The 13,543-nt window shown below is 61.3% G+C and carries 13 protein-coding genes; 5 read left to right on the top strand and 8 right to left on the bottom strand.

The genetic code is table 11. The features are described 5' to 3' along the window. Positions 1–49: 49 nt before the first annotated feature. A complete protein-coding gene (locus ACOYW1_RS21850; RefSeq protein WP_482419724.1) occupies positions 50–730 on the top strand; it encodes a GntR family transcriptional regulator in 681 nt (226 codons plus the stop codon). A gap of 518 nt (positions 731–1,248) precedes the next feature. Here ACOYW1_RS21850 and ACOYW1_RS21845 read toward each other — a convergent pair. The 7 genes from ACOYW1_RS21845 to ACOYW1_RS21815 all read right to left on the bottom strand — a co-directional run bounded on the left by ACOYW1_RS21845 (position 1,249) and on the right by ACOYW1_RS21815 (position 10,649). Further along, a complete protein-coding gene (locus ACOYW1_RS21845) occupies positions 1,249–2,610 on the bottom strand; it encodes a penicillin-binding transpeptidase domain-containing protein (protein WP_482423793.1) in 1,362 nt (453 codons plus the stop codon). Beyond that, positions 2,547–3,188, bottom strand: coding sequence for a transglycosylase domain-containing protein (locus ACOYW1_RS21840; protein WP_482419723.1), 642 nt, complete (start codon positions 3,186–3,188; stop codon positions 2,547–2,549). The genes ACOYW1_RS21845 and ACOYW1_RS21840 overlap by 64 nt, the downstream gene beginning before the upstream one ends. A 24-nt stretch (positions 3,189–3,212) precedes the next feature. Beyond that, positions 3,213–4,742 (bottom strand): response regulator, encoded by a 1,530-nt coding sequence (locus ACOYW1_RS21835; RefSeq protein ID WP_482419722.1) that lies wholly within the window; start codon positions 4,740–4,742, stop codon positions 3,213–3,215. 124 nt (positions 4,743–4,866) lie between these two features. Next, on the bottom strand, positions 4,867–5,625 hold the full coding sequence (locus ACOYW1_RS21830; protein ID WP_482419721.1) for a CheR family methyltransferase: 759 nt from the start codon (positions 5,623–5,625) through the stop codon (positions 4,867–4,869). Positions 5,626–5,749: 124 nt separating this feature from the next. Beyond that, the gene (locus ACOYW1_RS21825) at positions 5,750–6,868 is read right to left on the bottom strand and encodes a protein-glutamate methylesterase/protein-glutamine glutaminase (protein ID WP_482419720.1); all 1,119 of its coding nucleotides are present in this window, start codon (positions 6,866–6,868) and stop codon (positions 5,750–5,752) included. 266 nt (positions 6,869–7,134) lie between these two features. Continuing rightward, complete coding sequence (locus ACOYW1_RS21820; RefSeq protein ID WP_482419719.1) at positions 7,135–7,458, bottom strand: chemotaxis protein CheW; 324 nt, start codon at positions 7,456–7,458, stop codon at positions 7,135–7,137. Between the two features lie 164 nt (positions 7,459–7,622). Then, on the bottom strand, positions 7,623–10,649 hold the full coding sequence (locus ACOYW1_RS21815; protein ID WP_482419718.1) for a hybrid sensor histidine kinase/response regulator: 3,027 nt from the start codon (positions 10,647–10,649) through the stop codon (positions 7,623–7,625). A gap of 480 nt (positions 10,650–11,129) precedes the next feature. Here ACOYW1_RS21815 and ACOYW1_RS21810 point away from each other — a divergent pair, with 480 nt between their 5' ends. The 4 genes from ACOYW1_RS21810 (at position 11,130) to ACOYW1_RS21795 (ending at position 12,973) form a co-directional block, all read left to right on the top strand. After that, complete coding sequence (locus ACOYW1_RS21810; RefSeq protein WP_482419717.1) at positions 11,130–11,831, top strand: cytochrome c biogenesis CcdA family protein; 702 nt, start codon at positions 11,130–11,132, stop codon at positions 11,829–11,831. A 129-nt stretch (positions 11,832–11,960) separates the two neighbouring features. After that, the gene (locus ACOYW1_RS21805) at positions 11,961–12,083 is read left to right on the top strand and encodes a hypothetical protein (protein ID WP_482419716.1); all 123 of its coding nucleotides are present in this window, start codon (positions 11,961–11,963) and stop codon (positions 12,081–12,083) included. Continuing rightward, complete coding sequence (locus ACOYW1_RS21800) at positions 12,059–12,397, top strand: thioredoxin family protein (RefSeq protein WP_482419715.1); 339 nt, start codon at positions 12,059–12,061, stop codon at positions 12,395–12,397. Before ACOYW1_RS21805 ends, ACOYW1_RS21800 begins: the two co-directional genes overlap by 25 nt. Further along, a complete protein-coding gene (locus ACOYW1_RS21795) occupies positions 12,398–12,973 on the top strand; it encodes an NUDIX hydrolase (RefSeq protein ID WP_482417769.1) in 576 nt (191 codons plus the stop codon). 124 nt (positions 12,974–13,097) lie between these two features. On the opposite strand, the gene ACOYW1_RS21790 is transcribed toward ACOYW1_RS21795, so the two are convergent. Continuing rightward, positions 13,098–13,379: a hypothetical protein gene (locus ACOYW1_RS21790; RefSeq protein WP_180139492.1), complete on the bottom strand. Its 282-nt coding sequence runs from the start codon at positions 13,377–13,379 to the stop codon at positions 13,098–13,100. Between the last annotated feature and the right edge of the window lie 164 nt (positions 13,380–13,543).

Here is a 13,543-nt window from a genome sequence, read left to right as displayed (position 1 = left end):
GTTCTCCTGACCAGGGAGCCCGGAGCCCGTAACGGAATATAGATGCACCATGGCGGAAATCAAAACGTACAGTGAGCAGGTAACCGAGTACATCAAGCGATCGATTCTGGAAGGGTCCCTGAACCCCGGTGACAAGGTCAACGAGGTGCACGTAGCCGCCAGCCTTTCCATCAGCCGGGCACCGGTGCGGGAGGCGCTTCAGATGCTGACCCGCGACGGGCTTATCGTCTCTGTTCCCCAGAAGGGCAAGTTTATCAACTGCCTGACCAAAAAGCAGATCAAAGAGAGCTACTTTACGGGCGGGGTTCTGGAAGGCGCTGCCGTTGCCGCCTCCATCGATGAGTTTACCGAAAAAGATTTCGACACCCTCCAGGCCATTGTGGACCGTATGGAGGTGGTGGCCTCCATGGAGACGGCCGCCGATTACATGCCTGCCCTGGACGACCGGTTTCACGAAGTCCTCTTCTCCAAAACGGACAACACCCTTCTGGTGGAACTCTCCCGGCGATACTGCCACGGCCTCTCCAAGTTTCTCCTCTTCAGGTACTGGCGTAATCTCTTCTCACCCCGTACGGTCTGGCTTCGCCACAAATCCATTGTGGACGCGCTGAGAACCCGGGACAAGGTGGTTATTGAGAGGGCGCTTCGCGAGCACTACATTGAATCGGGTGAGCGCATGTCCATGTACGGGTGTGAGCAGGACAACCCGTTGTGTAAGATTTGCAGGTAAAGCAGGTTATAGGTAAGACAGGTCATAGGCAAGGCAGGTCATAGGCAAGGCAGCTCATAGGTAAGGCAGGTCATAGGCAAGACAGGTTATAGGTAAGACAGGTCATAGGCTATTAGGTGGCGGCTGGGCGTGGGTTGTGGATCACGTCAGGGGCCTGTGACGCAGCAACAACCGCCGTATCTTTTTTCCATTCTTCTCCATTCTTTCATTCCCCATGTCCGAAATACGGACTCCTCTACCATCCCTTCCGGTTAACCGGCAGATACAAATCGGTATATCCATTCAATCTATGTCCTCATGGGGCTTTGCTTTTCAGGCTCATTGCATTCTCTATTGGGCGTCGTCAGTGCTCAATACAAGGGAAAGAAACAATACATTGCATCAGGGGCTCTTTTGTTCCCAGGCCCCGCCTGGGAATGACTCAGGGAGGCTCTGCCTCCACGATTGAAGTCGCTTCACCCTGTATGTTTTACCCATTATGCCGCTATGCTCCGCACCGGCAAGGCAGAGGCTTGTTTCTAATGGGTTTTGAACAGGGCGGGGACGTTGCCTTTGGCAGGTTCCGAGGCGATGCGGCCTGTGTTGGGGTCCATGTGGCGGAGGGTGACGCCGTCGGGGCGGTCGAAGCGGGCGGGGGGGCTGTTTTTCCAGGCGGTCTCCATGAGATCGGTCCAGATGGGCAGGGCGGCCCGGGCGCCGGTTTCGATGCGGCCCAGGGTGGTGTAGTTGTCGTTGCCCACCCAGACCCCTGCGGCGACGTAGGGGGAGAAGCCCAGAAAGAGGGCGTCCCGGTAGTTGTCGGTGGTGCCGGTTTTGCCGGCCAGGGGTTTGCCCACGCGCAGGGCGCGTTTGCCGGTGCCTTCGGTGACCACGGCGGAGAGCATGTCCGTGACCACGGCGGCGTCTTCCCGGGAGATGGCCACGGCATGGCTGGGGCGGCCTTCCCAGATGACCCGTCCGTCCCGGTTTTCGATGCGGGTGATGGCCATGGGCTCGGATTTGATGCCCTGGTTTGCAAAGACCGCATAGGCCCGGGTGAGATCCATGAGGGTGGTCTCCGAGGTGCCCAGGGCCAGGGAAAGGTTGTTGGCCAAGGGCGAGGTGATGCCCAGGCGGCGGGCAAAGGCGGCCACATTGGCCACGCCCAGGGAGTCGGCCAAACGGACGGCCGGGATATTTTTGGAGAGGGCCAGGGCCTTTCTCAGGGTGATCTCACCGCTGTATGTTTTGGAGAAGTTCTTGGGCTGCCACGGCTTTTTCCCCCGCCCCATGGAAAAGGAGACCGGAGAATCCAGGATGAGTCGATTCTGATCGATGCCCTTTTCCACGGCCAGGCCGTAGATAAAGGCCTTAAAAGAGGAGCCGGGTTGGCGCTTGGCCTGGGTGGCCCGGTTGAAGTGGCTTTTTTTGAACTCCCGGCCCCCGGCCATGGCCAGGATGCCGCCGGATTGAACGTCCATGGCAACAAAAGCACACTGGGGCGCCGGGTTTTTGATGCGGTGTTTCTTCATGCGGGCCTCAAGGCGGGCCATGTTTTTGGCCATGGAGGCTTCCCCTGCCCTCTGGAGGGAGAGGTCCAGGGTGGTGCGGATGGTGAGGCCGTCCCGGTAGAGGCGGTCGAGCCCCACGATGCCTGCCAGCTCGCCTTTGAGGTAGTCGATGAAGTAAGGGGCTTCGAGGACCCTTCCGCGTCCGCGCTTGCCGGCCAGTGCCAGGGGTTCGGCCAGGGCTGCGTTGTAGGCCGGTGTGGTGATGCGGTGGCGGTCGTGGAGGAGTTTGAGCACGAGGTTGCGACGTTTGATGGCTTTTTCAGGGCTCACCAGGGGCGAGTACCGGGAGGGGGACTTGGGAAGCCCTGCCAGCAAGGCGCACTCAGCCAGGGTGAGTTCGGAGACCCCTTTATCGAAGTAGATGTTGGCGGCGGACAGCTTTCCGCCAGCGCCCCACTGCCGAAGTAGATCTGGTTGAGGTAGAGCTCCAGGATCTCTTTTTTGGTGTAGCGGCGTTCCAGCTGAAAGGCGAGCATCGCCTCCTTGAGCTTTCTGTCGATACTTTTTTCCCGGGTGAGGAAAAGGGTCTTGGCCAGCTGTTGGGTGATGGTGCTGGCCCCCTCCACGAAGTTCCGGGCGATGATGTCCTTGACGATGGCCCGGGCGATGCCTTTTAAGTCCACTCCGTTGTGGTCGTAGAAGTTTCTGTCTTCGGTGTTGATGATGGCGTTTTGCAGGTGGGTGGGGACAATGGCAAGGGGTACCGGGTCCCGTTTTTCCGCGTAGAATTCGGCCAGGAGGACCCCTTCCCTGGAGTAGACACGGCTCACCGACGAGGGCTTGAAGGACTTTAAGGCCTCGATCTGGGGCAGGTCCCTGGTGGTCCCGAAAAAAAGGCCGGCCATGAGGCCGGCCGCGGTGCCGATGACAACAACGGCGATGACAGTCAGTGCAAAGCGTCGATTCATGGGGTCATACTACGTTGGGGCACATTAAAAATCAACGGCTTCCTTGACGGCGATGAGGCGGCTGACCATCTCGGCAAGGCCTTCGTCTGTAAAGGGCTTCATGAGGATGGCGTCCACGGGGCTGGCCCCGTCCCCGGCAGGGGGTGCCGCGTCGCTCTGGGTGGTGACCATGAGAATGGGCAGGCGCGAGCTGTCGGCATGCCTGCGCAGCTGGGAGGCCAGGGTGAACCCGTCCATCTCGGGCATGTTGAGGTCCGTGACCACCAGGCGGGGAGCCAGGGCCGGGATCTCCCGGGCGGCGGTCTCCGGGTTCTCGAAGGTGGCGACTTCATAGCCCAGGCCGTTGAGTTTTTTCATGTAGAGCATGAGCATCATCTTGGAGTCGTCCACGCAGGCGATGAGGGGGCGGCTTACGCCGGTGTCCGCCGTGGCTTTTTTGACCCGGTCGGCAAGGGCCTTGAATCGTTTTTTGGACAAAAAGGCCACGCAGTGGGCCCGCACGTCCGGGTGGGCGTGGCGGATGAGGTGGGTCTCGGTGAGCCCCTCGAACCCGTCGATGGTCAGGAGAAAGCGCAGGGTGTTGTCCGACTGGGAGTCGATGAGGGCCCCCACCACCTTGGCGGCGATGTCGTCCCCGAAGGAGACGATGTTGGTGATGCCCTTGATCAGGGGGGTGGAGATGTTGCGGTCCACGGCGCGTGCCGCGGACATGCGCACGGCCTCGGAGTCGTCGGCCAGCCCGCGGGCCAGGTGGAGGGCCCATCTGGGGGAGGGGAGGCGTCCAGCTGCCTCGTAGACGGCGTAGCGGATGTTGGGGTCCCGGGGCAGGGAGGCCAGCAGGCCCAGCAGGGGCGGCAGGGCCTCGGGGGCCCCGCAGCGGCCCAGGGCGTTGACCGCATGGATCACCAGGTCGGTGTTGTCGCTTTTGAGCTGGGCGGACAGGGCGCAGACCCCTTCGCTGCCTGCGGCGGCAAAGATGTCGATGGCCAGGTTGCGCAGGGTGTGTTCTGTGGAGCCCAGCAGGGCGGCCACGGCAAAAAAACCGGGCTTGCCCGTGAGGGGAAGGGTCTCGGCGATGCGCTGCCCCTGTTCCCGGTTCTCTTCGCAGAGGCGCTTGATGAGCATGGGGCCGTCCTCTCCGGACAGGCCGAGGCTCGCTCGCAGGGCGGCGGTGAGGACCAGGGGTGAACGGCTGGTGGCCACCAGGTCCAAAAGGCGGGGCAGGGCCTGGGGCAGGTCCAGCTCCACCATGGCGTCGGCCCAGAAGGAGAGGCGGTTCTCGTCCATGGGGCCGAAGGTGTTGCCGGCCAGGAACTGGCCGATGATCCACTCCACCTCCATGCGGTTGCCCTTTTTCCTCAAGTCGTTGGTGAGGAACTTGAGGATGGGCAGCCCCGGCGACTCGCAGCTCAGGAAGAGCTTTTTGAGGGTGGTGTGCTTCATGGCTTCGGAGATGGTGGTGAAAAAGGGCATCAGCGCGCAGCCCTTGACTGCGTCGTTAAAGTCGATGCAGTGATTCAGCTCTTCGATGTACTGGCGTTCTTGTTTATCCATGGACGGCCCTCGATGGGGTCATGCGGGGCGCCGCCGAAGGGGAGGCGTCCGGCAATTGATAAAACGTGGAGTTCAGGTAACGCATGGGGACAAAGGGCGACTCCTCCTGGGCAAGGGATCGGGTTCAATACAGTAGGAGGCAGCCGTCGGGCTCGAGCTGGCGCGAGAGGTTGTCGAAGAGCCGCAGCCGGTCTTCACGGGTGAAGTAGATGGCCACGTTGCGGCAGAGGATGATGTCGAATTTGCCGAGTCCGGTCAGGGGGCCGAGCAGGTTCTGCTTGCGAAAGGAGACCATGCTGCGGATGTCGTCGTTGATACGGTAGCCGTCCCCCTTGGGGGTAAAGTATTTGCCGAGGCGGGCCGGTGAGAGGCCGCGGGTGACCTCAAACTGGCTGTAGAGGCCGTAGCTGGCCCTGGCGATGGCCGCATCGGAGATGTCCGTGGCCAGAAGCTGCAGGTCGATACCCGGTTTGGGCAGGCCCAGCTCCCTGAGGACCATGGCCGTGCTGTAGATCTCCTGGCCCGTGGAGCTGGCGCTGCTCCAGATGCGGATGGTGACCCGGCCCCCTTTTTTGCTCTTGCGGTCGATGAGGTCCGGGATCAGGCGGTGCTGAAGCAGGTTGAAGGGGGCGTTGTCCCTGAAAAAATAGGTCTCGTTGGTGGAGATGGCGTCGATGATCTTTTTTTCGAGGGTCCGGGACGCTTCGGTGCGGGAACGGGTGAGCAGCTCCTGGTAGGAGCGGCAGCTGTATTCCGCGGCAAGCTGGCCCAGCCGGGTTTCGATGAGGTACTCCTTGCCTGCGGCCAGGGTAATCCCCGAGATCCCATAAATGTATTTTGAGAGCGCTTGAAATTCGCTTTCGGTGACCTTCAGTCTGTTCATCGGACCTGCTTGTTGTTGCGATGTGGTTGCCGTTTCAGAGCCCTTACGGGGCGGTGGAAACACCTACCCTGTGCGCCGTGGTGTCGCCTCCGGCGCCGGAGCTCGGTCAAATGGGTGAAAGGCATTATTTGAGCGTGCCCATCAAGGCGCGGGCCATGTCCGGGAGGGGGACCACCTTGTCCGTGATCCCGGCCTCTGTGGGTGCCTTGGGCATCCCGTACACCGTGCAGCTGGCCTCATCCTGGGCCAGGATGACGGCGCCGTTTTCGTGCATTCTCTGCAATCCCTTGAACCCGTCCTGGCCCATGCCGGTCATGATGATGCCGGTGGCCCGTCCCACGTAGTGGTCTGCCACGGAGCGGAACAGGTAGTCGGCCGAGGGGCGGCAGCTGTTTTCCGGGGGATCATTGGTGATGCGGACCATGCGATGGGTCCCGTCCCGGTGGGCCTCCACGCGCATCTGTTTGCCTCCCGGGGCGATGAGGGCAAGCCCCGGTTTCAGGAGGTCACCGTCTTCGGCCTCCTTGACCTCAATGGCGCATTTGGTGTTGAGGCTGCCCGCAAGGGACTTGGTAAAGACCGGGGGCATGTGCTGCACAATGAGGATGGGCACACCGATATCGGCCGGAAGCTTGGGCAGCATGGCAGCAAGGGCGTTGGGACCGCCGGTGGAGATGCCGATGGCCACCACCTCGGAGGGGCGGCTCACCGTGCGGGTGATGCGCCTTGGGGGCGGGGTGGCCGGGGTTGCGGCCGGTTTGGGCCGTGCCTCCCGCGGGACGGCGGTGCGGGCCAGGGTGGCCCGGGCGTTGTCCAGGCGCGATCGGAATTTCTTCTCCTGGATGAGCGCGGTGACCGCCGGTGTGAGCTGGGTGCGGATTTTTTCGACGTTTTCCGCGGCGGTTCCGGACTGGGGCTTGGTGATGAAGTCAAAAGCCCCCAGCTCCAGGGCGCGGATGGTCATGTCCCCGCCGGTGGTGGTGAGGGTGGAGAGCATGATGATGCGGGGCAGCTTTATGCCCGTTTTTTTCAGCTCTTGCAGGAGCTCCAGGCCGTTCATCTCCGGCATCTCGATGTCCAGGGTGATGAGGTCGGGCTTGAAGGTCTTGATCTTGGTCAGGGCAAATCGCCCGTTGGCCGCGGTGCCGCATACTTCGGCACCCGGGATGGACGCAATGACGTCTCCGACAACTTTACGATAGAGAATGGTATCGTCAACCACCAGTACTCTGATGGGATCCATGGCGATTCCTCCAGGAAACAAAAGAAGGGGTTAAGGGCTCGGGCACCAACGGATTCACGGGGTACCGGCAGGCTGGCACATGCCGGGATGCACACCCAAATGGGGTCCGGGCTGCGACGACCGCAGTGCGGAGGCACGGGGACCTCCCGCAGGAGGTCCCTTGTCCGCTTTTCTGCCGAAGGGTCCACACGACTCCGGCGATGGTGACCTATCACCGAATGGGAATCGGGGTTAGCTTTATTACATCCGGCGCTCGGGGGCTGTGCTTACCCTTCGGTGAGGACCCGTTCGATGTCCAGGACACCGATGAGGCCTGCTTCGGTCTTGACCACCCCTTCGAAGTAGCTTCCTTCGATACCGCCCAGGTTGGCGGGGGGAGGTTCCACGTGGCTGGGGTCGGCGCTCATGACGTCGCTGATGCGGTCCACCAGCAGGCCGATGTGCTCACCCATGGAGTCCACGATGATGTTGCGGTTGTCCTTGTCCCGGGTGATGGGGGAGAGCCCCGTCTTGAGGCCGAGGTCGATGACCGTGACGATGCGCCCGCGCAGGTTGAGGACCCCCACCACGTAATCGGGGGACTGGGGCACACCGGTGACCTCGGTCTGCTTGTTTATAGTTGTATCTTGAGGATGTCGATGCCGCATTGGGCCTCCCCTACGGAGAAGGTGGCCAGTTCCAGCATGGACGAGTTTCCGTTTTTTTTAGCCTGTTCATTCATGGTGTCTCTCCTAACGCTGATGGGGTTGCACGGCTACAGGGAGTATTCCCGAACCACATCGATGAGCTTTTCCCGGTCCAGCTTGATCTGGTAGCTGTCGATGCCGGCCTCCTTGCCTTTCTGGATGTCCCGCTCGCTGGCAAGGGAGGTGAGGGCCACCACGGGCAGGTGCCCGAAGGTTTCCGAGGCTTTGATCTTTTTGGTGAGTTCAAAGCCGTCCATGTTGGGCATTTCCAGGTCGGTCAGGATGACGGTGAAGTCGTCCACCCCTTTGTTGAGGTAGTCCCAGGCCTCGGCCCCGTCTTCGGCGGTGGTGACGATGAACCCTTCGTCGTTCAGGAAGTCGGAGACCTGATTGCGGAAGAAGGCGGAGTCTTCGGCAAAGAGGACGCGGATTTCGCCGCCTGTGGCCGTGGTGTCCGGGCCGGTGGGGCGGTTCTCCTCAAACCAGGTGGGGTTGACCGTGCGCACCAGCTCGAAGATGTCCACCATGAGGGTGGTGTGGTCCCCCACGATGAGGGAGCCCATGATCCCCTCCTGCTTGAGGGTGGAGGCGTCCACGTTGAGGTCCACTTCCACGGCGTCCACCGGGGGCGTGACGAGAAGGCCCGTCTCCCGGCCTCCCACGCGGAAGACCACCACTTCGTACTGATCGCTCTCCGGCACAGGGGCCACGTTGGCCACTTCGGAGACCTCGTTCAGGGGCAGGGTGCCGCCGCGGTACTGGATCACCCGGCGTCCGCCCACCTCTTCGATCTCTTCGGATTTTATGCGCTCAATGCGTTCCACCAGGTTGAGGGGGGCTGCGAAGTGTTCGGCCTCGCCCCCTTTGAAGGTGAGCAGGGCCGTACGGTCGCTGCCCGCGTTGTTGCGTTCGTTGGCCGAAGCCTCTTCGGCGGCGCTGATGGTCTTGGATGAGGTCTCGTTGAGGGAACCCATCTTGGCCAGGGAGGCCACGTCCAGGATGAGGGCCACACGGCCGTCGCCCATGATGGTGGCTCCGGCGTAGCCGTCGCATTTGCTCAGGTGGCGGCCCAGGGGCTTGACCACGATCTCTTCTGAGTCCCGCAGCTCGTCCACCACCAGGCCGTACTTGAAGTTGCCGGCGGAGACCACGGCGATGTTGATGGCGCTGTCGCTTCGGTAGCGCCGGTCCTCGCCGCTTCGCATGTCGCGGATCTCTTCGGGGAGGTCGTCCTCGTTCTGGCGGCGGTCGGCCAGGTTGCGGCGTTTGTCCGGGTAGACCTTGCCGTCTTCCGGGTGGACGAAGGTGGGGGCGATGTCCAGCAGGTCGGTGAGGCGCAGCAAGGGCAGCAGGGCCCCGCGGAGTCTCACCACGTCGGCGTTGCCAACCTTTTCGATGCGGTCCTTCACCTGGGCCGCGGGGATACGCAGGAGCTCGTCCAGGTTCACCTGGGGGATGGCGTAGCGTTCGTTCTCCACGGAGACGATCTGGCTGGGGATGATGGCCAGGGTCAGGGGCAGTTTGATGAGGATGGTGGTCCCTTTCCCGGGCTTGGAGTGGATGTCGATGATCCCGCCGAGCTTGTCCAGGTTGGTCTTGACCACGTCCATGCCCACGCCGCGGCCGGAGACGTCCGTTACCTGGCGTGCGGTGGAAAAACCCGGGAGGAAGATGAGGCCCACCTTCTCTTTGGTGCCCATGACGGCCACGTCGGATTCGCTGAGCAGGCCCTTGCGAATGGCTGCCGCGGCAATGGCGTCTCCGTCGATGCCGCCGCCGTCGTCACTGATCTCTATGTTGACCTGGCCTGCTTCGTGGAAGGCCTTGAGGAAGATGCGTCCCGTGGGATTTTTACCCAGGCGGGCACGGTCTTCCGGGGATTCGATGCCGTGGTCAACGGAGTTTCTCACCAGGTGGGTGAGGGGGTCGTTGATGGACTCGATGATGGTCTTGTCGAGCTCCACGTCCTTGCCCTCGATGAAGAGGTCCACCTTTTTGTTCAAGGTGCCGGCAAGGTCCCTGACCACGCGGGTGAATTTGTTGAAGACGTTGGAGATGGGCTGCATGCGGGTGCGCATGATGGCCTCCTGAAGCTCGGAGGTGATCATGTCGATGCGCTGCCCGGATGTCTCCACGGCCCGTGTGTTGCTTCCGGTGATGCCCTGCATGAGCTGGTTGCGGCTGAGGACCAGCTCCCCTGCCAGGGTCATGAGGGTGTCGAGGAGTTCCAGGTTGACCCGGATGGAGGTCTGGCCCTTGCTTCGGGGCTCCATCTCCATGGGCTTGGCTTCGTGCTCGTCCACCCTGGCGGGGGTGGCAACGGCCTGGGGAAACGGCTGGGGCGCGGGTGTGGCCACGGGTTGCGACGGCTCGTCCGGTTCGGGGGCGCTGGGGGCTGCCGGTGTCGCTGCGGACTCGGCGTCCTCGATGATCTGGTCCATGGCGGCTTCGCCCCCGCCCAGGAGCGGGGTGATGTCCTCCACGGCGGATTCGTCAAGCTCGGCCAGCAGGGGCGCGATGTCCGGTTCGATGATGGAGGCGAAGAGGACGAGGAAGGGGCGGTCTCCCTTGGCGTCGGCGGGAACCGTGGGGTCGGTGGAGCCCAGGATCATGCCGCTGTTGCCCAGGGTGTTCAGGACCTCGTTGACCACCTTGCCCTGATCGGCGATATCCCGGTTCAGGTCGTAGGTGAGTCGGTAGACGTATTTGCCCTGCCGGAGAAATTTGTCCAGCTCCTCTCTGTCCACCTCAAAGGCGGCCAGAGGGTCTTCGTCGTCTTCGGTCACGAAGGGGGCAGGGGCCTGTGCCTGGGGCTCAGCGGGAGCCTCGGGAAGGCTGTCGATGGCGACGAGGGCATCGACAAAGGTGGTGATGTCCGCTTCGTTGCTCGTCTCGATGTTGTTGACCAGGTCCGTGAGTTTGTCGAAGGCGGTGAGCAGGGTGCTGATGACCGCAGGGGCCGGGTCCAGCTCACCGTTGCGCATCATGTTCAGGGCGTTCTCCAGGTTGTGGGAGAGCTCCTTGACCGTGGTGAGGCCCATGAACCCAGCGCCTCCTTTAATGGAGTGGGCTGCACGGAATACGTTGTTGATCAACTCTTCGCCGTTTTCAAGTCCCGCCTCCTCAATGGCCAGGAGGTCGCTTTCAACTGTGGGAAGGTCCTGCCGGACTCTTCCACGTACATTCTTAGGGTGTCGTCGTCTTCAAAAATCATTGCATATACCTCCAGCTCAGCCGGTCAGGTGCATTTGGATGCCTTGTCCGTTGGACGTGTTATTCATTCGCTTAATCGTACTTATCGGCAGGAAGGGAAGATTACTTACCCTTTTTTTTGCAGCAGCGATGATTTCAAATGACTTCGGTAAGATGGGTGAACAGGGGCGGGAATATGCGGGAAATATACGGGGCGGTCGGGGTAAATTGCTGTTTGGTAAGGAAATACGGACCGGATCTTTTGTTTGCCTTTCCTCGGTAACTTCCATATAATTTGCCCGTTCATTGACCGGGTACACAGATTTTTCTGAGAGAACTGGCCTTGTATCCACCCCCCTTTGTCCCATTGGAGTTTGAACTATATGACTGGTTTTCTGACGGTTTCGTGGGGCGCAGCCTTTGCTGCGGGCCTGCTTTCGTTTTTTTCCCCGTGCGTGCTGCCGCTGGTTCCCGCTTACTTTACCTTTATAACTGGCTTTTCTCTGGAGGAACTCCATGCCGGAGGGGCGGGGGTGAGAAAGCAGGTGATTTTAGCCACCCTGGCCTATGTGTCGGGGTTTTCCCTTGTGTTTGTGCTCTTGGGGGCGGCGGTCTCCTCCCTGGGCGGCCTGCTCTACGACAGCAAGGAGTGGCTCCGCATGGGCGGAGGGATCCTCGTGATCCTTTTCGGGCTTCACTTCCTGGGGCTGCTCCGCGTTCCCAGCCTGCAGGTGGACAAGCGTCTGAGGGTACAGCACAAGCCCCTGCACCTTTTCGGGGTGTTTGTGGTGGGCATGGCCTTCGGCGCAGGGTGGAGTCCCTGCATCGGCCCCATGCTGGGATCCATCCTTGTCCTTGCCGGGAATCAGGAGACGGTGGCCCGGGGCATGGGACTTCTTACGGTCTATTCGGCGGGCCTGGCCTTGCCCTTTATCCTGATTTCCGTTTTTATCCACGCCATGTTGAATTTCATGAAAAAGGCGCGCAAGGTGCTGCCCTATGTGAACAAAGTGGCCGGCGTCCTGCTTGTGGCCGTAGGGATTCTGCTCCTGGGCGGGTATATCAATACCCTTGCAATCCCCTGACCGTTATGCTGTTGTAAAAGGAGCGCTTTTGTCCTGTCCGGGGACCCGGCTAGGGGCAAAGGCGATAAACCGAATCCATCGATGCCCGGGTGGCCGGTCACGGTGGGAGAACCCATCCGGAGGATACCCATGCGCAACGCATTGATATCGTTTGTGGCGGCCCTGGCCTGCCTGCTGATGACCGACACGAGCGCCCTTGCCCTGGACACCACCCCCGGCGGCATCCAGTGGAAGTCATTGCGGAAGGGGTGAGCATGTCCGCTTCCAGCGGCAGGAAAATATATGTCAATTTCCATGCGGCCTGGTGCAAGTACTGCACCCTCATGGCCGAAACCACCTTTCAGTCCGAAAAAGTGATCGCCTACTTGAACGAAAACTTCGTTCCGGTGCAGGTGGATGCGGACCGGGAGAAGGAGCTGGCCCGCAAGTACCGGGTGAGGGGGTTGCCCTACAGCCTGTTCCTCGATGAGAACGGGGCCCAGATCAGCTTCATGAATGGATATCTGGATGCCGATACCTTTCTGGAACGGCTCCGGTTCATGGCCAACGAGGGGTATAAACGCTAAATGGACACCACGGCCCCCTTTGATGTGAATTACGCGCGGGAGATGATTCGTACCACGACACACCCCGATTCCATCGGAGACCACCTGAAAAAGGCCTCCGTGTTTATGCTCATGCGGACCCCTGAGACCGACCCCACAATCCTGGCCATCTTGAAGGCCGACAACAAGGGGTACCCCTGGGCCAACCAGGTGGCCTTTCCCGGCGGACACCAGGACCCGGTGGACGCCTCGCCCCTCTCCACGGCGTACCGTGAGCTGAGGGAAGAGACGGGGATCCTGCCCGATCAGGTGGATTATGTGGGCTCTCTGGGCCACTTCCAGACCATCAAGAACACTGAGATCGAGGCTTTTTTCGGGATCTGGCACGGGGAAGAGGAGGAGGTGGTCTTCGACCCCTCGGAGATTGCCCGTATTGTCATGATTCCGTTGGGAGAGGTGGTGAAGGCCCACCATGAAAAGGCCTATTCCGGTCGCGTGCCGGGGTGGGATGAGTTGCAGTACCCGGTGGAAAACATGGCCGTGTGGGGCGCCACCGCCCGCATTTTTCACTACTTCACGGAGCTGCTGCTCGTGTAGGCCTGCAGGAACGGAGGGGCCTTTCGCTTAAGTCCGCCCTGATACGACAAGACAAACTGCCCTGCCGGTGCCCGTGCACCCGCAGGGCAGTTTTTTTGTGCCGTTAAGACGGCGCCACGGGCCCCTATTTTGTGAAGAGCTTGATGCGGATGGCGTGCAGGAGGATGGAGACGAAGATCCAGACCGCCAGGACAATGAGCAGGGCCGGGACCCAGATATGGGCTTCCCACATGGGTTCCGACAGGCAGACATCCAGGCCTACCCCACCGAAAATGGCCGACACAATGGCGATGATGAGCAGCAGCCGCGTGGCCGTCCGGGACCGGTACAGCCCGCCGATGGCCCGCCTGATGTCTGGGGGCGTCTTTTCTACCAGCCGTTTGTCGGCTCGTTTGTCGTCGAACATGGCAATCTCCTTGAAAGGGCGGCTTAGGGCCCTGGATGGGGCGTTTTTTATCCGGGGCCGCCATGGCGTCGGGCACCGGCAATGCGGGAAAGCATAGCACGGCTTTGGCCCGGTGAGGGACGGCTTTTTTTGCCGTGGGCCTCGATGGCTTGCGGAGCGGCGTA

The organism is Desulfoluna sp. CYM3A (assembly GCF_056829965.1).
The sequence above is the reverse complement of the archived record's forward strand: the minus strand, read 5'-3'. Positions and strand labels throughout refer to the sequence as shown.